The 18,966-nt window shown below is 59.9% G+C and carries 18 protein-coding genes and 1 pseudogene; 12 read left to right on the top strand and 7 right to left on the bottom strand.

Features of this window, described 5'->3' with window-relative positions; translation table 11 throughout:
- Window positions 1–313: 313 nt before the first annotated feature.
- On the bottom strand, window positions 314–1,141 hold the full coding sequence (locus ACYG9V_RS26655) for a class I SAM-dependent methyltransferase (protein WP_023740360.1): 828 nt from the start codon (window positions 1,139–1,141) through the stop codon (window positions 314–316).
- 371 nt (window positions 1,142–1,512) lie between these two features.
- Between ACYG9V_RS26655 and ACYG9V_RS26650 the strand changes: the two genes are divergently transcribed.
- Both ACYG9V_RS26650 and ACYG9V_RS26645 read left to right on the top strand, forming a co-directional pair.
- Window positions 1,513–2,595: an alpha-hydroxy acid oxidase gene (locus tag ACYG9V_RS26650; protein WP_352608605.1), complete on the top strand. Its 1,083-nt coding sequence runs from the start codon at window positions 1,513–1,515 to the stop codon at window positions 2,593–2,595.
- 361 nt (window positions 2,596–2,956) lie between these two features.
- A complete protein-coding gene (locus ACYG9V_RS26645; protein WP_306413648.1) occupies window positions 2,957–3,151 on the top strand; it encodes a cupin domain-containing protein in 195 nt (64 codons plus the stop codon).
- A gap of 388 nt (window positions 3,152–3,539) precedes the next feature.
- Here ACYG9V_RS26645 and ACYG9V_RS26640 read toward each other — a convergent pair whose 3' ends face one another.
- Complete coding sequence (locus ACYG9V_RS26640; RefSeq protein WP_352766000.1) at window positions 3,540–4,115, bottom strand: winged helix-turn-helix transcriptional regulator; 576 nt, start codon at window positions 4,113–4,115, stop codon at window positions 3,540–3,542.
- A gap of 284 nt (window positions 4,116–4,399) precedes the next feature.
- On the opposite strand from ACYG9V_RS26640, the gene ACYG9V_RS26635 reads away from it, so the two are divergent.
- The gene (locus tag ACYG9V_RS26635) at window positions 4,400–4,678 is read left to right on the top strand and encodes a DUF1127 domain-containing protein (protein ID WP_023728164.1); all 279 of its coding nucleotides are present in this window, start codon (window positions 4,400–4,402) and stop codon (window positions 4,676–4,678) included.
- 281 nt (window positions 4,679–4,959) lie between these two features.
- Here ACYG9V_RS26635 and ACYG9V_RS26630 read toward each other — a convergent pair whose 3' ends face one another.
- The 3 genes from ACYG9V_RS26630 to ACYG9V_RS26620 all read right to left on the bottom strand — a co-directional run bounded on the left by ACYG9V_RS26630 (window position 4,960) and on the right by ACYG9V_RS26620 (window position 8,356).
- Entirely contained in the window at window positions 4,960–6,732 is a 1,773-nt protein-coding gene (locus tag ACYG9V_RS26630) for an adenylate/guanylate cyclase domain-containing protein (RefSeq protein ID WP_023728163.1), read from the bottom strand.
- A gap of 425 nt (window positions 6,733–7,157) precedes the next feature.
- Entirely contained in the window at window positions 7,158–7,553 is a 396-nt protein-coding gene (gene terL / locus ACYG9V_RS26625) for a phage terminase large subunit (RefSeq protein ID WP_460222041.1), read from the bottom strand.
- A complete protein-coding gene (locus tag ACYG9V_RS26620; protein WP_460222040.1) occupies window positions 7,472–8,356 on the bottom strand; it encodes a hypothetical protein in 885 nt (294 codons plus the stop codon). Before ACYG9V_RS26620 ends, terL begins: the two co-directional genes overlap by 82 nt.
- A 62-nt stretch (window positions 8,357–8,418) precedes the next feature.
- Here ACYG9V_RS26620 and ACYG9V_RS26615 point away from each other — a divergent pair, with 62 nt between their 5' ends.
- The 4 genes and pseudogenes from ACYG9V_RS26615 to ACYG9V_RS26600 all read left to right on the top strand — a co-directional run bounded on the left by ACYG9V_RS26615 (window position 8,419) and on the right by ACYG9V_RS26600 (window position 11,955).
- The gene (locus tag ACYG9V_RS26615) at window positions 8,419–8,829 is read left to right on the top strand and encodes a helix-turn-helix domain-containing protein (protein ID WP_198020081.1); all 411 of its coding nucleotides are present in this window, start codon (window positions 8,419–8,421) and stop codon (window positions 8,827–8,829) included.
- A 93-nt stretch (window positions 8,830–8,922) separates the two neighbouring features.
- Entirely contained in the window at window positions 8,923–10,101 is a 1,179-nt protein-coding gene (locus ACYG9V_RS26610) for a lysozyme inhibitor LprI family protein (RefSeq protein WP_156933481.1), read from the top strand.
- A 367-nt stretch (window positions 10,102–10,468) separates the two neighbouring features.
- Window positions 10,469–11,509: a LacI family DNA-binding transcriptional regulator gene (locus ACYG9V_RS26605; protein ID WP_050589318.1), complete on the top strand. Its 1,041-nt coding sequence runs from the start codon at window positions 10,469–10,471 to the stop codon at window positions 11,507–11,509.
- Window positions 11,510–11,547: 38 nt separating this feature from the next.
- Window positions 11,548–11,955: pseudogene (locus ACYG9V_RS26600) on the top strand (GlcG/HbpS family heme-binding protein).
- A 40-nt stretch (window positions 11,956–11,995) separates the two neighbouring features.
- Here the strand turns inward: ACYG9V_RS26600 and ACYG9V_RS26595 are convergent.
- Entirely contained in the window at window positions 11,996–13,027 is a 1,032-nt protein-coding gene (locus tag ACYG9V_RS26595) for an L-idonate 5-dehydrogenase (protein WP_023716361.1), read from the bottom strand.
- A 14-nt stretch (window positions 13,028–13,041) separates the two neighbouring features.
- The gene (locus tag ACYG9V_RS26590; protein WP_031198705.1) at window positions 13,042–13,962 is read right to left on the bottom strand and encodes a 2-hydroxyacid dehydrogenase; all 921 of its coding nucleotides are present in this window, start codon (window positions 13,960–13,962) and stop codon (window positions 13,042–13,044) included.
- A gap of 169 nt (window positions 13,963–14,131) precedes the next feature.
- Between ACYG9V_RS26590 and ACYG9V_RS26585 the strand changes: the two genes are divergently transcribed.
- The 5 genes from ACYG9V_RS26585 to ACYG9V_RS26565 all read left to right on the top strand — a co-directional run bounded on the left by ACYG9V_RS26585 (window position 14,132) and on the right by ACYG9V_RS26565 (window position 18,955).
- Window positions 14,132–14,869 carry an SDR family oxidoreductase gene (locus tag ACYG9V_RS26585; protein ID WP_031198706.1) on the top strand — a complete coding sequence of 246 codons (738 nt, stop codon included), beginning with the start codon at window positions 14,132–14,134 and terminating at the stop codon, window positions 14,867–14,869.
- A complete protein-coding gene (locus tag ACYG9V_RS26580) occupies window positions 14,838–15,416 on the top strand; it encodes a gluconokinase (RefSeq protein WP_023716364.1) in 579 nt (192 codons plus the stop codon). The genes ACYG9V_RS26585 and ACYG9V_RS26580 overlap by 32 nt, the downstream gene beginning before the upstream one ends.
- Window positions 15,413–16,297, top strand: coding sequence for an NAD(P)-dependent oxidoreductase (locus ACYG9V_RS26575; RefSeq protein ID WP_023731657.1), 885 nt, complete (start codon window positions 15,413–15,415; stop codon window positions 16,295–16,297). The genes ACYG9V_RS26580 and ACYG9V_RS26575 overlap by 4 nt, the downstream gene beginning before the upstream one ends.
- Window positions 16,298–16,382: 85 nt before the next feature.
- On the top strand, window positions 16,383–17,879 hold the full coding sequence (locus ACYG9V_RS26570) for a sugar ABC transporter ATP-binding protein (RefSeq protein ID WP_460222039.1): 1,497 nt from the start codon (window positions 16,383–16,385) through the stop codon (window positions 17,877–17,879).
- 20 nt (window positions 17,880–17,899) lie between these two features.
- A complete protein-coding gene (locus ACYG9V_RS26565; protein WP_023716367.1) occupies window positions 17,900–18,955 on the top strand; it encodes an ABC transporter permease in 1,056 nt (351 codons plus the stop codon).
- Window positions 18,956–18,966: the final 11 nt, after the last annotated feature.

The raw sequence follows: 18,966 nt of genomic DNA, 5'->3' as shown, positions 1-18,966 counted from the left end.
GCACCTACTACAATCGTGCCAGCCGCGATGCCTATCCCCATTTGCCTTGGCGTCTCCCCCGACGGGCTCTGGCTAGAAGCATTCCAAACCGATCAGGACATCCGCGCGTATTGGAGGCGTGGTGCGCGCCGTTTTGCTGATCATCGAGCTTGTGGCAATTCACCTGCTGCCCTGACGTAGCAGCGCTGTCTTGATGGCGCTATCGCTGTAGCGGTCGGACGGCTCTAGTGCGCCTTCTCCGCCTCCATCGTTGAGCGTCAATTTCAGCTCGAGCGGGCTGGACGGGGGAAGCGCGGGCGCATGACCGTGGTGCCTACATTCGTCGTGACCAGGCGCCCACCTCATATCGGCCGACCACCACGCTTCCGCTTGCATAAGCCTCGGCGCGAATTCGATCTTGCAGCGTTTCGGGACCGAGTTCTGAAGCTGCGATAACGCCCATCTGCTCCATGACCGGAGCCATGGTCGCTGCGAGATCGGAGATCAGATCAATGCCGCTCATACTGTCTGATCCACCTCCGGCGAGAGCACTTACCGCCATGCTAGGGGCCGGCAGCCCGGCTTTTACGAAGGTCGCATGGAGCTGCAGGCCCATGTTGGGGTTGGTCCCTACACGACGAAATGTCTCCACAATGCACCGAAAGCAGTTGTCGTACGTTGGGACGGAGGGAAACGAGGCAGCGCCAGTCCAGTCGACTTCGTGGAATACCATCACGCCCCCGGGACCAAGATGCCGCGCAACCCCTCTCAACATCTCGGCCGGATCGGGCGCGAACATTAGGACGTATCGGCCAACAACGGCGTCGAACGCTATATCGAAAGTGAAGGTGGCAGGATCACACTGGTGGAAGATTACATTCTCCAAACCACGTTGCGCGGCTCTCGCCCGAGCAGCGTCAAGAGCCTCCGCCGACCTGTCAGTGCCGATAACAAGACCTGTGGGTCCGACAATATCAGCCGCGAGAAAGGCGACATCGCCAGCGCCGCTCCCCACGTCAAGGACATGCATTCCCGCTCGAAGGCCAGCTCGCCGCAGGTAATCCCGCGTCATCGGGTCAACCAATGCCGCCTGCGTCGCCAGCCTTCTCAGTTCTCGTTCCGAATGTCCCAACTCGTATTCGTGCTGACGTTCGCTTGTCATACTGGCGTCCCCCGGATGAAAAAGCACAACAAATCAGGGCTTGAATGCAGGCCTTGGCGCAATCCGAAGCCGAGCGGCTCATGCCTACTTTAGAGATGTCTAACATAAATATCTGCAAGGGTGCCGTCTAGGCGCACCTCAAACGAGAGAAGTCCTTCAGAGAGGGCGCGACGGCTTGGCCACCAGCACGGCAGACGACAAAAGCGCGTTGTCCAGCAGGGGCCTTCTGGCTTCTGGTCAGGCACGGATGGGCTCAACTCAATGTCACTCCGATTCGAGCGCGATTGTATCGCCCGCGCTCTGGAAAGAAGCTCAACATGGCGTGGAGCACGGGCGGCCTGTTGAACAGCGTAACAACTCAGCATAACGTCTTGAACACCGCAGCCGGGTGGCAAATGCCTTCTGATCTCGCAAATGAATTTCTTTGCCTGGCAGACTTCGAACCTGCTGCACGTGATCGTTTGCCCCATGCCGTCTATGAGTTTATCGTCGGCGCGGCTGGTGACGAAATTACGATGCGGGACAATGTAGGTGCGTTTGACCTGCTGCGGATCAGGCCGCGGGTTTTGCGGGACGTCTCGAAGATCGACACAAGCATTACGCTCTTCGGTGAAAGGCTCTCTCATCCGATCTTTCTGGCGCCAACGGCATTCCAACGCATGTCACACCCCGAGGGCGAGGTGGCTGCCGCTCGCGGGGCGGGCGAAGCCGGTGCGATATTCACTCTGGGGACCAGCGGAACAGCAACCATCGAGGAATGCGTGGCCACAAGCCCTGTGCCGATCTGGTTCCTGTTGTATTGGCAGAGCGATCGAGGTTTCAACCGTGACCTTGTCGCCCAAGTCGCTGCGGGCGGAGCGAAGGCGATCTGCGTAACGGTGGATATGCCAACACTCGGCGATCGGCGAAGGCAAATGCGAGCCGGTTTCAAAATTCCCGATGCGCTCGCCACCCCTTATTTCAATGACCGCAATACAGGCCTCTTCAAGATCGGTGGTTCGCCAAAGCGTGCAATATTGACATGGCCGGATGTTGAGTGGCTTCGTTCTCTCACAGCTCTGCCTATCGTGTTGAAAGGCATCCTTGATCCTGAGGACGCTGAACTGGCGATAAGCTCAGGCGCCGACGCCATTGTGGTTTCCAATCATGGCGCACGGAACCTCGACACGCTGCCGGCAACGATCGATGCACTGCCGGCAGTTGCCGAGCGGGTGGCCGGCAGGATTCCAATTATTATCGATGGCGGCATCAGACGGGGAACGGATGTTTTGAAGTCTATCGCTCTTGGAGCAACCGCGGTGATGATCGGCCGCCCATATGTTTATGCGCTTGCCTTGGGCGGATCCGATGGGGTCAGGCACTGTGTTGACCTGTTACGCCGGGAATTTGAAACGGCAATGGCGTTAACCGGGAGGACCTCAATTGGCGAGATTGATCGAAGTCTCATCTGGTGACAAGCAGGGGGATGGATGTCGCTGAGGGCTCCGGGGATGCCGACACGGACCATCTACTTGTGCTCTGGCCAAGGTTGGGACGTTGCTTCGATGTGCATTTCAGAGTGGCGGGCGGGTCCTTACAGGAGAAGAACATTTGCTTGAAGTGAGAGGGGTCCACAATCATCATGAAGATAATCTCACATGCGGAACAGCGGCGGGAGGAATGGCGAGTTGGAGTAGAAACCCGGATGCTTATATCCGCTGAGAACGGCGCGCTTCAGCTGTGCATTTTCGAGCAATGGGTAGCGCCGGCTATGGGCGCCCCGACGCACAGTCACCGTGTTGAAGAAGTGCTCTCTGTGGTCACCGGCAAAGCAGAATTTGGATCGACAACGAGTCGGTTAGCATAATCGAAGGGCAATCACTTGTTGTTCCGGCTAATCGAAAACACGGGTTTCGAAACGTCGGCTCTGAAACCCTTCACATATATGCCGTGCTCGCATCATCAATTTTCGAGGCGGCCTTTGATGATAGCGAGCCTGTCCGTCGCTGGGTTCTATCGGCGGCAGACTGATCCCGAATTTCGACGATTATCGAGGCGCGCAGTACGCGATCCGTGCCGTGGGCAACGAATGGGTCAAAGGAGTTCTGCGCTCTTTGATCGACAAAATGATAGCCTGCCCCAAAGAAGGTCATCGCACGCTCGCTGAGCGTATCTTGCTCGCCTAACCCACATCGCGCCAGAAGCCAGAGTACGCCGCGTCCACTTTGCGGTACTCACGTTTTTCTGCTTAACGGCTGAATTCAGGCGCATTGCGGTCGGAAATATTGGGCCGAATGCGGACTGGCGGCTTTCAGTGAGCAGCAATCAACAACGGACGATTGCACCATGCTTTTGAGGCCAGCCAAATGGCATTGTCGTCCTGGGCGGGTTGCATAAGGCTGCACTCCAAACATGGCTTTCAAGAAAGCTGGACGATTCCCTCAAGCGCCGCGTAGACCGAGATTCGCAGCCAACGGTCCATGCTTCGCGCGAGGCCGGGGTCGCCGATGAGGAAAAGGCCGCCCCTCTCTTTCTCACGCTCGATGCTGGAGCGGCCCTCCAGGATGGCTCCCAGCGAAACAACGCCGGTCTCGACGTAAAGATCGACGTCCCGGCCGGGGTCGAGCGAGCATAGCTCGGGCAAGTCTGAGCCTGGCTCGACCACAAACCAGTAATGGGGACACCTCGGTGGGGGATCGTCGCGGAAATGGAAGCGGATGACGGCGCGCCGCCGCGGCAGTTCAGCGAGGTCAATCTTTCGCCGCACGGCCCACATGAGGGTCGAAACATCCACGTCGGCGAGCGCGATCTCCGCCTGGATGTTGCATTGCGCCCATTCCGCCAGCGCGTTCATCGCCGGCTCGAGCCTTATCGACTTTTCGGTACGGAAATAGCTGATGGTGCCCGTCGCCCCGTCCTCGACGCGCTCGACCAGGCCCAACGCTTCCATTTCCTTGAGCCGCCTCGACAAGAGGGCGGACGAGACGTTGCCCACCCCTTGCGAATGTCATTAAAGCGGGTCGAGCCGTTCCAGAGCTCGGTCAGGATTTGGATTGTCCAGCGTGGCTCCAGGAACTCGCAGGCGTGCGAGATCGGGCAGACCAGTCCGTAAGGCCGTCGCGTCATGGCTGACCGCTCCTTTGCCGCAGGTTAGGCCTTTCGGAGGTCTGAGGCCAGTTCACAATCTGAAGCGGAACGCTTCCGAAGCTGCCCTGGTGCCTTCTCGCCTTCTGCCGTCACGTGATCGTCATTCGCATCCCCGATCAACGGAGGTTCACCATGACCTGGCGTAACATGACGCAAACTACACCAGGCCAGACCGCACGGCGCGTGCCGCGCACTTTTCTTGACCCTCCGCTCGAACGCCTGCTGGCCCTTGTCCGTGAGTGGAGGACCCGCCGCAACATAGAGCGCGGGCTCGGTCACCTGTCCAACTTCCTTCTGCGGGACGTTGGCTTGACCGAAGCGGACGTCGAAGCGGCCTGCGCCGACAGCTTCGATAGGTCCGCCTCTCGCGCGCTCCAGAGTGCAGCGCAGAACCGCACGGGAAATTGGTGAGAAGGGAGAGCCCCGGGAGCGGAAGCCGTTTTGACGGCGGCAATTGATCAGCCGAACTCAGGGCCATCCCCAGTAGCGCCTTGGTTTCAGAGATCTAGCGCGCCGAAGCGATTCGAATGCATACTTCCAAGTGGTCGGCCGGCTCTTCGGATTCATCGTGAGGAACGTCTGCTGTTGGAAGAAACCCACCGAAGCTTTGACAACCGAGTTGAGGCGCTGAGCGCACGCTCGTGCGGTATAGTAGGTCCGATAGCGAGCTACGAGCACGGCACGATCCGCAACTATCGAAGCCCGGCAATGCGCAGCCCCTCTACATAGAGAGCCCGGTGCTTGTAGTGAACGATCGGATGAAACTTGTCTACCCATTGAAGGGATAGGGACGGTTGAAGGCGCTTGGCCTGCGAAAGCGCATGAACCGCGATGTCCATTTCACCGGCCATCCCAGCGGCCGCCGCGTACGTCCGCCATGCAGACCCAAAATGGGGCCGGAGTTCAACCGCGCGACATTCGCATTCGACCGCGTCTGCATATCGTCCAGCCATGAAATGACATAAGCCAAGGATGGAGAAATTCGCAGCATATGTGTGATCGCGAGGACTTAGCCTACCCGCGATTTCAAGATGGTCGAGCCCCTCGGCGGGCATGCCCCCATATCCGTAAGTTGAGCCCAGGATCGAATGCGCAAAGGCGAAGCTCGGGTTTAGCTCGATCGCTTCATTTAGTTCTCTCACAGCAGAGTCGAAGCCGCGCGAAATCATGTGGACAAACCCTGCCGCTAAATGCGTCCACGGGTCCTCGGGGTCGCCTTGGATTGCCCGCTGCGCGAGGGCGCGAGAGGTGGGCAGAATGTCTGCTGCGTTGGCCCATCCTGACAAAACGCGGGCCGCGTGAGCCCACGCCAACAGGCTGTTGGCGCGGGGATAGTCAGGATCGAGGTCCGTAGCCTGCTTCAGAAATCCCTGTGCAATCTCGATTTCCGTAGCCGAACTCCAGGTCCAGACATATGGCATCGCCTTCATGACGAATCCCCAAGCGTCAAGATTGGTGGGGGACCTGCTCTGAAAGCGTTGCTGTTCCGCCGTGTAGAGCCGCGGCTCGATCGTAGCGATGACACTTTCGGCAATCTGATCCTGAAGCGCGAAGAATTCCGACAATTCCACATCGTATCGTTCAGCCCACACTTGTACCCCGGTCGATGTGTCACTGACTTGCGCGCTTATCCGGAGGCGATGACCTGAGCGCCTTACACTTCCGTCCAGCACATACCGCACACCAAGCTCTCGACCGACTTGTTTTAAGTCGACCGCTTTTCCCTTGTAGGTGAACAAAGAGTTGCGGGCGGACACGAAGAGCCAACGAAGACGCGACAGCCGAGTAATAATGTCTTCGGCAAGGCCGTCGGCGAAGTATTCCTGTTCGGGGTCGCCGCCCATGTTCTGGAATGGCAAGACAGCAATCGAAGGGTTGTCGGGCAGCGCCAGCTGTTCGGAGGACCCGGCAGTCGCAGCCAGATCGGTTTTTGGGACTGTGTCGCGCATACGTAGACGATAGGTGCGCACCGGGCGTGCGATATTTTTGAGCTCTTTCTCGCCCAGATCGACAAATTCTTCCTTCAGTTTGTCGCGCACCTGTTCGTAAGCGGCGGCCGATAAACAGATGCCGTTCGGCTCAGCGATGCTTTCTAGACGGGCGGCAATATTGACACCATCTCCCATCAGATCGCCGTCGCTCTCCTCGACAACATCGCAGAGATGAATGCCGACGCGAAATTCAATGCGTCGCCCGGGCGGTAAGCCAGCGTTGCGCTCAACCATGCCGTTCTGCATTTCGATTGCACAGCGTACGGCGTCAACAACGCTCCGGAACTCTACGAGGGTACCGTCACCCATAAGCTTCACAACGCGCCCATTGTGGACAGCGATGGTCGGATTGATGAGATCGCTCCGGAGCGCCCGTAGCCGTGCCAGCGTTCGATCTTCGTCCGAGCCCGCCAACCGGCTATATCCGACCACGTCGGCGACCAGGATCGCCGCAAGTTTCCGCGTCTGGCTCACTTTGCCCACTCCTGTCGACTAAGTGGCATAGCACAGAATACAGGATCCCGTTTTCGAAGGCGACGTTCGATAGGTGAATTCCGAGATGCGGATGGCCAGGCTTTCCGCGACAAGGAGCCCACAATCCTGGTCGTTCGCCCCAGACGGCTGAACCCGCCACTAGGATTGCCGCAATCATACGGCGCTTCCGTCATTTCTGCTGCCAAAACCGCCACAAGCTTTCGTTCTGGGCGCGCCACGATCCCCTCCGGCGCTACACGTGGGTTTGCTGTAACGTGGCACCCCTGCCTACGCGCAACCAGCCACCAGAGTCCGCTTCAATCGGCGGCAGAGCTCGGCCCAATGGCCGAATTGCGGCGCATAGCTGACATTTGGCGAAGCGCCCAGACTTTGGAGCAGGACTTCAAAATTTGCCGAAATAGAACCTACCCGTCGGCTTGTCGTCCTTCATCCAGATCAGCGCCTTGGGTCATGGAGTCGACCTGGTCGTCGTGCTTTCCGTGCGGAAATGCGAGCACCTCAAGCAGGAGGTCATCTCTCCAATGCGCGTCTTTCGGAAGATTGACGTTGCCGTTTTCGATCATTGCGGCAACACGTGACAGCCGGCTTTCCTTGTCGGTTCTGGCTTTTACCGGCGTGGTGCTGATGTCCTGGCTTTCCGAGTCGGCGATGAGGCTTGAGCCGGAACCCGCATCCTCAATGAGGATGATGTCGGGGGAGTGCTCCAGAAGGGAGTTTTTCACCGCCTTGATGAGATCTGGGTAAGCTGCCCGGACGCGGACGAGATCGAGGAGATAATAGTTGTTGTCGCTTTGGCCCATGTCGTTCCGACGGAGTAATCGCTGGAGGGGTCGCCCTTAAGCGCGGTGTCCCAGCTTTGAACGATGGTCATCGACCGACGGTCGAACTGATGTGGATCGTAGTCGCGAAACCACACCCTCTTGACCATGTTGCCGTCCGGTTGGGCAGGGGATTGTTGGTACTGCGCGGAAAAATTGAGCGATCCTAATAGGCGCTTTAGACCGTCCAGTTCGGCGTGTCCCAGACGCGCGGGGTGCAGCAAGTCGCCAAGCTTGCGATCGTGCCAGCGATTTACACTTGTCTGGACGCGTTCGTCCTGCTCGGCAATCGCCGACAGGTTCAAATGCTCCCAGCCGCCAGTCTCCAGAAGCACGCCTGCTAGGTCGTCGACATGCAATCTTTGCATGACAAGGACGACGGCACCGGCAGCCGGATTGTCGAAGCGCGACATCAAAGTCGTGCGAACCCAGTCGGCGCACCTATTGCGAGCCGATTCCGAATGCGCTTCATCTGCCTTCAAGGGGTCATCGATAATGATGATGTCGCCACCCCGGCCGGTTAGCTGACCACCGGTCGAGGTCGCCAGGCGTCCACCGCCGAGCGTGGTCTGCAGTTCATTTTCAGTGTTCTTGCGCGGGCTAACCTTGAAGGTCGGGAACATCGACCGGTACCAGGCGGTGTTGACGACTGTTCGAAAGTCGTTGGCGTGCTTGACCGCAAGAGGTTGAGCATAAGAGACGCAGATCATTTTCTTCGACGGATCGCGGCCAAGAATCCATGCCGGGAACGCGACCGCAGCGGGGGATAGAAGCAAGGCGCTCATTTCTGATTGGTGCCGCCCTTACGTCACTGTTCATGTTTTTCAAGAGATACGAAGTAGACTTCATGGCGACGACCAATGCTGAAGCTGACTTCGTTGTCAATTCGAAATACCGAAGTCACGTTTCGAGTATGAGCGACTCTTTAAAGCGGACTATAGGCGCCCGAGATCAAGCTGCGCGGCGCGGCGCCAACTTCAGTCAGGAGGTTATGGCTGACCGCGTTGGCCGCACGCCAGAGAGCATCTCGAACATTGAGCGCGGCAAACAACTTCCCAACATCGAGACGCTTGCAGAGCTTGCTCGCGTGCTCAACGTACCGCTGACGGATTTCTTCGAAGGTTTGGAAAAGAGACGCACAATTTCGCGCGAGCGGGCGGAACTGGAGGCCGAACTCCTCGAAACCGCACGCCAATTGGCACCGCGACTTGTCAAAGTTGCGGTGGAGCAGGTGAAGGCGCTGAGGCAATTGGGCTAGTGATTGAGCGAACAGCTCGATCTGTTATGCCAGGCTTCAGATTTGATCGACAACGCCTTTAGTGGCGCTTGATCCGGCCGTTCGATTTGCTACATGGAATTTTGGGCAGCAGGGGGTTCTCCGTTTCTTATGCGATGGGCATTCTTCAGCGCGTGGTTGGCGTTTGCGCTGATCTCGGGGCGCGCAGCGGCGGCGGATATTCAACTTATCGACTCCAATGGCACAGTCGATATCATTGGCGTTTCGGGCGAGATCGTTCAGGGCGATGCTGATCGCTTTTACGATCTTACGCTGAACCGCGGGCGTGTCCTCGTTCTCCTCCAAAGCCCCGGAGGCTTGATAGAGGAAGCGCTCCAAATTGGGGCCAGAATCCGTCTCAGCAGCTATGTGACATCGGTGGGTGCAGATGGAGAATGCTACTCGGCATGTGGTTTGATTTGGGTCGCTGGTGTTCGCCGCTATATGTCGCCCACCTCGAAGATCGGATTCCATGCGGCCTATACGGAAGAGAACGGCCAGTACAAAGAGAGCGGGGTCGCGAACGCCGAGGTCGGATCGTATCTGACCCATCTTGGACTTCGTATCGAAGCTATTCGCTTCTTCACGATTGCTGGGCCAACCGAGGTGCGGCTCCTTTCCTCGGAAAGTGCGAGAGCTCTCGGCATTGATGTTTTTGAACAGGACAGCGGGCAACTGAGCACCCCGAGTGACGCGCCGACTGCGGACGTCTTTGCCGATCGGTTCGTGTCCTACACGCTCTTGCAGTCACGCTGCGCGGAGTTTTTCCAACCAGACAAGGACGTTATCGATCGGGCTGTCAGGGAAGCCTTTGATGAAGGGAATCGCATTGCCGGTAAGGAGAACTGGATAGGCTTATGGACGCCGATGCTCGACGAGGTGAAGTCGGCACTAAAGAGCCGAGGAGCTCTCTTCGTCTGCTTGGAAACCGTTGCGTTCATGGCAGACCACCAGCAGCCAACCGGTATTGGCAGCCCAAGTTTCGATTGCTCGAAAGCGATGACGGCAACTGAGAACGCGGTGTGCTCTGACGACCACTTGTGGGCCAAGGACCGGGCAATGAATGCAATCTACCGATATATTCGGGGCTTCAACAATGTGAACGTTCGCAAATCCCTGCTAGCCAACCAACGCGAATGGCTACAGCACCGGAATGCGTGCGGTGGGAGCAGAGCCTGTCTCAATCGCTCCTACGACGACCGATTCCAGCTGATGAAGGATATCGACGTATCGGTGCCGGTGAATGGGCAGTGAGGTTCAAAGGCCCAAGTGGCGTTCGCCTGCCTCGGTCGTAAAACGCTCGTTCCTACACCTATCACAACTGGATGCTCGAATCTCTTCAATCTAAAGACAGAGATTCTTTGACCGCAGCTGGAAGGGCGATTTGGGATGGCCCGAAACGCTCATCGTGCTTACAGACACACCCAACAGCAGCCGAAAGCCAATATTGACACCGCCGCGCCTCACCCGGGTCTCCAGTTATTGCCAGTCCCTCATGATATCGATAACATGTTCTTGGTATCGGGTTCCGGAGGTGGTTCATGAAGGCGAATAGAGACCAGGTAAGCCGTTTCGCGAAGCGTGAAACGTTCGCGGCGCGAGCAACCGCCGGAGTGGCTTGATGGCCAAGGCAGTGTCCTCAACGTCCGGCAATAACCATGCGCCAACTATGGTTGACGTGGCCCTGCGGGCAGGTGTGTCCACCATGACCGTTTCACGCGCACTGAAAGAGGGCAGCCGGGTTTCCAAGGCGACACGGGAAAAAATCATGGTCGCGGTCAACGACCTTGGTTATGTGCTTGACCAGTCAGCCGGCAGCCTGTCCTCGCGCAAGACAGGGTTCGTTGCGGCTATCGTCCCGTCGATCAACAATTCCAACTTCGCTGATACCGCTCGCGGCATTACCGACGAGCTTGAAAGCACGGGGCTGCAACTTCTGCTCGGCTACACCGACTACACGGCTGAGAAGGAAGAACGGTTGATCGAAGCGATGCTCCGTCGGCGGCCGGAAGGCATTATCCTAACCGGCGGCGCTCACACGGATCGCGCCCGCCGCCTTTTGAAAAACGCCGGAATTCCAGTAGTCGAAACCTGGGAGTTGCCGGTAAAGCCGATCGATCAAGTGGTTGGGTTCTCCAACGAGGAGGCGATGGGGCTTCTCGTCAAGACGCTCGCCAGGAAGGGTTACCGAAAATTCTGTTACATCGGTGGCACGACCTCGCGCGACACGCGCGGCAGCCAGCGGCGCGAAGGCTTTGTCAGAGCCATTGAGGAGCTCGGCCTGCCGACCGGGCGCCTCGTTTCCTTTGGCGTGCCGCCGATATCCATCGAGCAGGGCGGCCAGGCCGTCGTCAGCATGCTGGAGCGTTGGCCGGACACGCAAGCCGTACTCTGCGTTTCGGACCTTTCGGCCTTCGGCGCACTGATGGAATGCAAGCGCCGGGGCATGCGGATCCCGCAGGATATCGCAATTGCCGGCTTCGGCGACTACGAGGTAGCCGCCTTTTGCCATCCCGGCATCACCACCGTGAATGTCGACTGCTACGGGATCGGGCAACAGGCCGCTCGCAGATTGATCCAGGTGATCCGAGGCGACGAGAAACGACACGGCCAAGAAATCGTGCTCACCGGCTATCGCGTCGTCGAGCGCGAAAGCACCTGAGTTCCTGCATCGATTCAAACGCAGCGAAGGGCAGCCCAATAGCGATGTTTCGCGAGACCATCACCCTCACGCATCACGGTGCTTTGAAGGCCGTTGCAGCCGGAGCAGCGCGCGCCGTCACGATGGGCGTGCCGCAATGTCTCGTGGTCGTCGATGCGAGCGGCGAAGTCCTCGCCAGCCTGCGCATGGATGGCGCGCGGTTCCTCAGCATGCGTACGGCGCAGGCGAAGGCGCGCACCGCAGCGTCAATAAACGCCGCTACCGGCGGCATGGCGTTCGAAGCGGCGCTCTCAGCCGGTATCACTTCGCAGGGCGGCGTGACCAATTTGCCCGGGGGCTTGCCGATCCGCTTCTGCGGGCGGCATCGGCGTCGGTTCGGGAACCGGCGATCAGGATTCGATGTGGCACGCGCCGCGCTGGCGGCGATTGGCGCCGACGTGATTTAAGGCGATGTGCCGATGCGCCTCCAGCGCAACCGAAGGATCTTCAGAACGCGATCTGAACCTTCATGGATTTGTTTCGGTCACCGGCGATGTCGAAAGCCGCGACAGCCTCGTCGAGAGGATAGATGCCGGTCAGCAGTGGTTTGACATCCACCCGGCGGTGATTGATCAGGTCGACCGCTAGGGCGAACTCGTCGTGGAAACGAAAAGTGCCGCGCATCTCGATCTCTTTGGCGACGATGAGGTTCTGCGGGATCGACAGATCGCCGCCGAGACCGAGCTGTATGAGCACGCCGCGCGGCTTGATCACATCGAGCCCTGCACGCACAGCGCGCTCGTTGCCGGAGGCCTCGAGCATCACATCGAAACTGCCCTTGTCGACATTGTAAGCGGCGAGCTTTTCGCCATTGGTCGCGACATTGATCGTACGGTCGGCGCCGATCTCCAGGGCCTTGGCCAGCACGGCGTCTATGACATCGGTGACGACGATCTCGCGCGCGCCGTGGACGCGTGCGGCAAGGATGCAAAGCGCGCCGATCGGCCCGCTGCCGGTGACCAGAACCCGCTTGCCGAGCAGCGAGCCGGCGCGGTTCATGGCATGCAGCGTAACCGCAAAAGGCTCGGCGAAAGCGGCCTCGTTGATGGAGATATGGTCGGCGATTTTGTGGCACTGCCACGCCTCGGCGACAAGGCGCTGGCGGAACGCGCCCTGTATATGCGGCATCGGCATGGCACTGCCATAGAAGCGCATGTTGAGGCACTGGTTCTGCATGCCTTGCAGACAGTAGCGGCAGGTATTGCAGGGACGGCTGGGCGAGATCGCGACGCGGTCACCAATGGCAAACGCGGAAACGCCGCTGCCCACGGCTTTCACCGTGCCAGCGACTTCGTGGCCGAGGATCATCGGTTCGCGCAGGCGGATCGCGCCGAAGCCGCCATGATTGTAGTAGTGCAGGTCCGAGCCGCAGATGCCGCCGGCTTCGACTGCGATCTCGACCTGTCCGTCGCCAGGGGAGCCCGGATCGGTCTCCTCGACCCGCAGGTCTTTTGCCGCATGGATGACGATCGACTTCATGATGGGATCCTTTCTCAGACGACCGGTGTCAGCAAGGCCTGTCCGCCGAAATGGGCCGCGAGATTGTCGCGAACGAGCTGACCCATGGCCTTGCGGGTCTCCACCGTGCCGCTGGCGTGGTGCGGTTGCAGCACGACGTTGGCAAGCTTCAGGAAGCGCTCGTCGATGGTTGGCTCGTTCCAGAACACGTCGAGCCCGGCACCCTTTATGGCACTGGATTCCAGGGCCGCGAGCAACGCAATCTCGTCGATCGTGCTGCCGCGCGAAATGTTTATGACAATACCGTCTGCTCCGAGCGCTGCCAGCATCGACGCATTAATCATGTGTTTCGTGCTTTCGCCGCCGGCGAGCGTTACGATCAGAAATTCGCTATCGCTCGCCAGTTCGAGCAGATCGCTGACGAACGTATAAGGAAGATCGTCGCGCTTGCGGTTGTCGAAATAAGAAATCGTGCAGTCGAATGCAGCGGCGCGCTTCGCCACCGCCGCACCGACGCGGCCCATGCCGACAATGCCCAGCCTTTTTCCACAGACACGCGTGACCAGCCCCATATTGCCCTTGCGCCAGCTTCCATCGCGCACGTAGGCGTCGGCCTGCGGGATTTTTCGCGCCACGGCGAGCAGCAGCCCGATGCCGATATCGGCTACGTCCTCGGTTAGGACATCAGGTGTATTGGTGACACGAATGCCATTCGCCTTGGCATAGGCAAGGTCGATGGCGTCGGTGCCTACGCCGTAGCAGGAAACGATTTCAAGCTGCGGCAGCTTCGCCATCAGCGCAGCACTTGCGCCAAGCTCGCCGCGCGTAGCTATGGCGCGGATCGCGCCGGCGTGGCTTGAGAGCAGCGCGTCCTTGTCCTCGGACTGCCAAAGTTTATGGACGCGATATTTCGCTTCAAGATCTCCCATGTCCCAATCCGGATAGGGACCTGTCATCAAAATGTCGGTCACGGCGTCATCTCCTGTGCATTTTTCCAATTGACTATGTTATCGATAACATTCATGTCAATAGGGACTGGCGGCAGGTGCGTTGGAAATCGTGGCCGCTCCAGGAAACATTGCTCAGGAGGAGCGTTTGGGCAGTTCGTTGTTCGATTTGACCGGCATGCGGGCGCTGGTCACCGGCTCGGGGCAAGGGATCGGCCTGGCGCTGGCCGAGGGGTTGGCGCAGCACGGCGCCGAAATCGTGCTCAACGGACGCAGCGCCGAAAAAATGAAAACGGCTGCGGATGCACTGACAGCGAAGGGACATAAGGCCCATAGCGCCGTCTTCGACGTCACTGATCATGCAGCGGTGGCGAACGGCGTCGCGGAGATCGAGGCGACTATCGGCGCCATCGATATCCTTATCAACAATGCCGGCATGCAGTTCCGAATGCCGCTCGAGGATTTCCCCGCTGACAAATGGGAGGAACTCTTGCGCACCAACATCTCCAGCGTGTTCTTCGTGGGACAAGCGGTGGCGCGGCACATGATCCTGCGGCGGCGCGGCAAGATCATCAACATCGCCTCGGTGCAAAGCGAACTGGCACGGACGAACATCGCGCCCTATACGGCCACGAAAGGCGCTGTGCGCAACCTGACGCGCGGCATGTGTGCCGATTGGGCGAAGCATGGCTTGCAGATCAATTCCATCGCGCCGGGTTACTTCAAGACGCCGCTCAACCAGGCGCTGGTCGACAATCCCGAATTTTCGGCGTGGCTGACCAACCGCACACCGGCGGGTCGTTGGGGCGATGTCGGCGAATTGGTCGGCGCGGCGATCTTTCTGTCGGGACCGGCCTCATCCTTTGTCAATGGACACACGCTCTATGTCGACGGTGGCATCACGACCTGCCTTTGAACCCGCGCTCATCGTCGTGATGGGTGTCAGCGGCTGCGGCAAGACCAAAGTTGGCGTCGAGATCGCCGCGCGGCTTGGCCTTGCCTTCGTTGAAGGCGATACGCTGCATCCGCGCAGCAATGTCGAAAAGATGTCGGCGGGCATACCGCTTGCAGACTGCGATCGATTGCCTTGGCTGGATCTGGTCGGCGCAGCCTTGCGCCAGGCTCGTGAGGAGGGTCGCGGGCTAGTCGTCAGCTGTTCCGCGTTGAAGAAACCCTATCGCGATAGGCTTCGCGATGCGGCGGGCGAGTCGCTGGTTTTCGTATTCCTGGAGGGGTCGCATTCGCTGCTGCAAGCCAGGCTAGCCGCGCGCCGCGGCCACTTCTTTCCACCGGCGCTGCTCGACAGCCAGTTCGCCACCCTGGAGCATCCAGGCGACGAGCCGCTGGTGGTCACAGTGGACATCGACGCGCCTGTCGACACGATTGCCGATAGAGTGTTGCAGGGCCTGGGTGCACTTGGGGTCGACCCTGCCGGGATCAAGGAAAAAGGCACGTTGAAATGACGCAACCAACAAAAGTCGCCGTTGTCGGCGCCGGCATCATGGGGTCGGCGATCGCCACCCGCCTGATCGAGACTGGGCTAGCCGTGACGGTGTTCGATCTGGACAAGGTCAAGGTTGCAGCGCTGACTGCAAAGGGTGCGGCTGCGGCCGTGTCGGTTGCCGAAGCAACGCGGGAGAGCAGCTTCGTCATCCTCAGTCTCAACCATGCCAATATCGTGCGTTCGGTGGTGTTTGGCGATGGTGGTGTGGCGGCTGCGGCGTCGTCGGAAAAGCTGCTGATCGACATGTCTTCGATCGATCCTGTCGACACCGCGCAGATGGCCGGGAAGCTGTCTGCCGAGACCGGCATGAGATGGCTCGACTGCCCGCTTTCGGGCGGCGTTCCCGGCGCGCTGGCCGGCCGGCTGACCGTTATGGCGGGCGGTGAGGCGGCAGACTTCGAACACGCGCGCACGGTGATGCAGCATCTCTGCGCCAACTACACCTTGATGGGACCGAGCGGGGCAGGCCAGACGACCAAGCTGATCAACCAGCTCTTCTGCGCGGTGCTGTTTCAGGCCGTCGCCGAAGCGGTCAAGCTTGCTGAGGCCGGCGGCGTCGATGCGAAGGCAATCCCCGCGGCACTCAAGGGCGGGCGGGCCGACTCCAGCATTATGCAGGAGTTCATGGCAAAATTCGCTGCCCGCGATTTTTCGCCGACCGGCCGCATCGATAATATGCTGAAGGATCTGGATTCGCTGCAGGCCTTCGCGCTGAAAACCAAGACGCCGATGCCAATGACCGGGCAGGTGGTAGAGATCCACCGTCTGCTTTGCGCCGCAGGGCTGGGGCCAAGGGATTCGGCTGAGATGATGCTTCTGCTCGACGGCAAGACCAGTTGATTGGCTGGCCTGAATTTTCGTCGTCGCTTGACGCTTAGAAATGTTATCGATAACATCATTGGGGCGATCTTGGGAGGAACGCATTGTGACCGAGGAAAAACTGATCGAGTTCAAGTCGATTACCAAGGAGTTCGGCGGCACCCGCGCGATCTCCGACGTGTCGCTCGATCTGCACAAGGGCGAGATCCTGGCGCTGCTTGGCGAGAACGGCGCCGGCAAGTCGACACTGATCAAGACGCTCGCCGGCATCCACCGGCCGGACGGCGGCAGCATCCTGTTTCGCGGCGAGCCCTATCACCATCGTCCGCCGCAGCCGAACCACCGCCAGCCCGTCGCCTTCATCCATCAGGATCTCGGTCTCATCGAATGGATGACGGTCGGCGAGAATGTCGGCTTGGCCCAAGGCTTTTCGCTCCGCTCGGGGCTCATCGACTGGCGATCGACCGAGGCGAGAGCGCGTGAGGCGCTCAAGCTGGTCGGATGCGATTTCGATCCGACGACACGCGTTCAGGATCTGACGCGCACCGAAAAGTCGCTGGTTGCCATCGCCCGCGCCCTGGCCACCGAGGCCGATGTGCTGGTGCTCGACGAGCCGACAGCCAGTCTTCCCGCTGACGAAGTCGAGCGGCTGTTCGACGCCATCCGCCCGCTCAAGCAACGCGGTGTCGGTATGATCTACGTTTCGCATCGGCTCGACGAGATCTTCCGCATCGCCGACCGGGTCGCCGTGCTGCGCGACGGCAGGCTGGTCGGCCAGAAGAGAGTCGCCGATACCAGCCCGGACGAACTTGTCGAGATGATCGTTGGTCGCCCGGTGAACCAGGTTTTCAGCAAGGCTCAGACGCAGGCCGGCGAAACGGTGTGCACGGTCCGTGACCTGGTCTGCGCCGGTGCCGGCCCTGTCTCTTTCGACGTGCGCAAGGGTGAGCTGCTCGGTCTGGTCGGCCTTCGCGGCGCCGGGCAGGAACTGGTTGGTCGGACGCTGTTCGGGTGTCAGGTTTTCTCCGGCTCGGTGACGATCAATGGCGTTGTGCCCGACCTGTCGAGCCCGATCGCGGCAATGTCGGCCGGCGTCGGCCTCATCGCACGCGACCGGACCGAGGAATTGATAGCAGCCTCCTTGTCGATCCGCGAAAACAGTTTTCTCAATCCCGGCGCCGGTAAGCGTGGCCTGTTCTCGTTTTTGGCGCCCTACAAGGAGGCGGCGCTGGCGCGTGAGATCGGCGGGACGGTCGGGCTTCGCCCCAACGATCCTAACCTGCCGATCGAAGCACTGTCCGGCGGCAACCAGCAGAAGGTGATTGTCGGCCGCTGGCTGCACACCGACCGAAAGTTGCTGATCGCCGAAGACCCGACCGCCGGCGTCGACGTCGGCGCCAAGGCCGAGATCTACCGGCTGATCGGCCGCGCACTTGAAGCCGGCCTCGCCGTCGTCGTGGTGTCGACCGATTTCGAGGAGATCGCCCATATCTGCCACCGCGCCCTGGTGTTTTCACGCGGACAGATCGTGCGCGAACTCACCAGCAACGACCTGACCACATCCGCCGTGATCACCGCGGCATCGGCTTCGGAAGCCGCCTGATCTTTCTGGGAGCGAACCTCATGCAATCGATCGAATCCAGCGCACTCGAACCGACCCGTGGCGAAATGGCAGGCTTGTCGTTGGGGCAGAAAATCATCCGGCTGCTGCCGGTCTACGGGCTGGTGATCCTGACGGCGCTGCTGATCCTTTTGTTTTCGATCCTGCTGCCAAACACCTTTCCAACCCTGCTCAATTTGCGCTCGATCATCTCCGACAAAGCAATCATCGCGCTGCTGTCGCTGGCGGCGATGATCCCGATGGCTTCTGGCCGCATCGACCTCACCGTTGGCTACGGCATCGTGCTGTGGCACATTCTCGCCATCAGCCTGCAGACCATGTTCGGCGTTCCGTGGCCGCTGGCGGTGATCATCGTGCTGCTTCTCGGCGCTGCGACCGGCTTCCTCAACGGACTACTGGTCGAAGTTGCCCGCATCGACTCTTTCATCGCCACGCTCGGCACCGGCACCGTGCTCTATGCGCTGGCGCTCTGGCACACCGGCGGCCGGCAAGTGGTCGGCGTGCTGCCCAACGGCTTTTACGCCCTCAATGGCACGATGGTATTCGGGCTGCCTATCACCGGCCTTTATGTGCTGGCGATCGCCGCAGCACTCTGGATCATCCTCGAATATCTGCCGATCGGCCGCTACGTCTATGCCATCGGCGCCAACCCGAAGGCTGCGGCTCTGAACGGCATTCCGGTGCGCCGCTTCGTCATCGGTGCCTTCATCTCGTCGGGCTTCCTGACGGCGCTGACAGGCGTGCTGCTCGCCTCTAAGCTGCGCATCGGCCAGGCCAGCGTCGGGCTGGAATATCTGCTGCCGGCGCTCGTCGGCGCCTTTCTCGGTTCGACCACCATCAAGCCCGGACGCGTCAATGTCTGGGGCACGATGACCGGCGTTGTCATCCTGGCGGTCGGCATTTCCGGCATCCAGCAGTTCGGTGGCTCGTTCTTCGTCGAACCGCTGTTCAACGGCGTGACGCTGCTCGTCGCCATCGGCATTGCCGGTTACGCCCAACGCAAGCGCGGCGCGGCGAACAGGGCCAGGACCAAGACCGCAACGCAGCCCTCGAAGTGACCAGCCGAACC

The organism is Mesorhizobium sp. W016 (assembly GCF_054719485.1).
The sequence above is the reverse complement of the archived record's forward strand: the minus strand, read 5'-3'. Positions and strand labels throughout refer to the sequence as shown.

Coding starts and splice junctions, on each gene's coding strand:
- ACYG9V_RS26590 (WP_031198705.1), bottom strand. CDS start 13,962: ATGACAGGTCCCTATCCGGATTGGGACATGGGAGATCTTGAAGCGAAA.
- ACYG9V_RS26585 (WP_031198706.1), top strand. CDS start 14,132: ATGCGGGCGCTGGTCACCGGCTCGGGGCAAGGGATCGGCCTGGCGCTG.
- ACYG9V_RS26575 (WP_023731657.1), top strand. CDS start 15,413: ATGACGCAACCAACAAAAGTCGCCGTTGTCGGCGCCGGCATCATGGGG.
- ACYG9V_RS26615 (WP_198020081.1), top strand. CDS start 8,419: ATGGCGACGACCAATGCTGAAGCTGACTTCGTTGTCAATTCGAAATAC.
- ACYG9V_RS26610 (WP_156933481.1), top strand. CDS start 8,923: ATGGAATTTTGGGCAGCAGGGGGTTCTCCGTTTCTTATGCGATGGGCA.
- ACYG9V_RS26595 (WP_023716361.1), bottom strand. CDS start 13,027: ATGAAGTCGATCGTCATCCATGCGGCAAAAGACCTGCGGGTCGAGGAG.
- ACYG9V_RS26565 (WP_023716367.1), top strand. CDS start 17,900: ATGCAATCGATCGAATCCAGCGCACTCGAACCGACCCGTGGCGAAATG.
- ACYG9V_RS26635 (WP_023728164.1), top strand. CDS start 4,400: ATGACCTGGCGTAACATGACGCAAACTACACCAGGCCAGACCGCACGG.
- ACYG9V_RS26580 (WP_023716364.1), top strand. CDS start 14,838: ATGTCGACGGTGGCATCACGACCTGCCTTTGAACCCGCGCTCATCGTC.
- ACYG9V_RS26620 (WP_460222040.1), bottom strand. CDS start 8,356: ATGAGCGCCTTGCTTCTATCCCCCGCTGCGGTCGCGTTCCCGGCATGG.
- ACYG9V_RS26605 (WP_050589318.1), top strand. CDS start 10,469: ATGGCCAAGGCAGTGTCCTCAACGTCCGGCAATAACCATGCGCCAACT.
- terL (WP_460222041.1), bottom strand. CDS start 7,553: ATGGGCCAAAGCGACAACAACTATTATCTCCTCGATCTCGTCCGCGTC.
- ACYG9V_RS26655 (WP_023740360.1), bottom strand. CDS start 1,141: ATGACAAGCGAACGTCAGCACGAATACGAGTTGGGACATTCGGAACGA.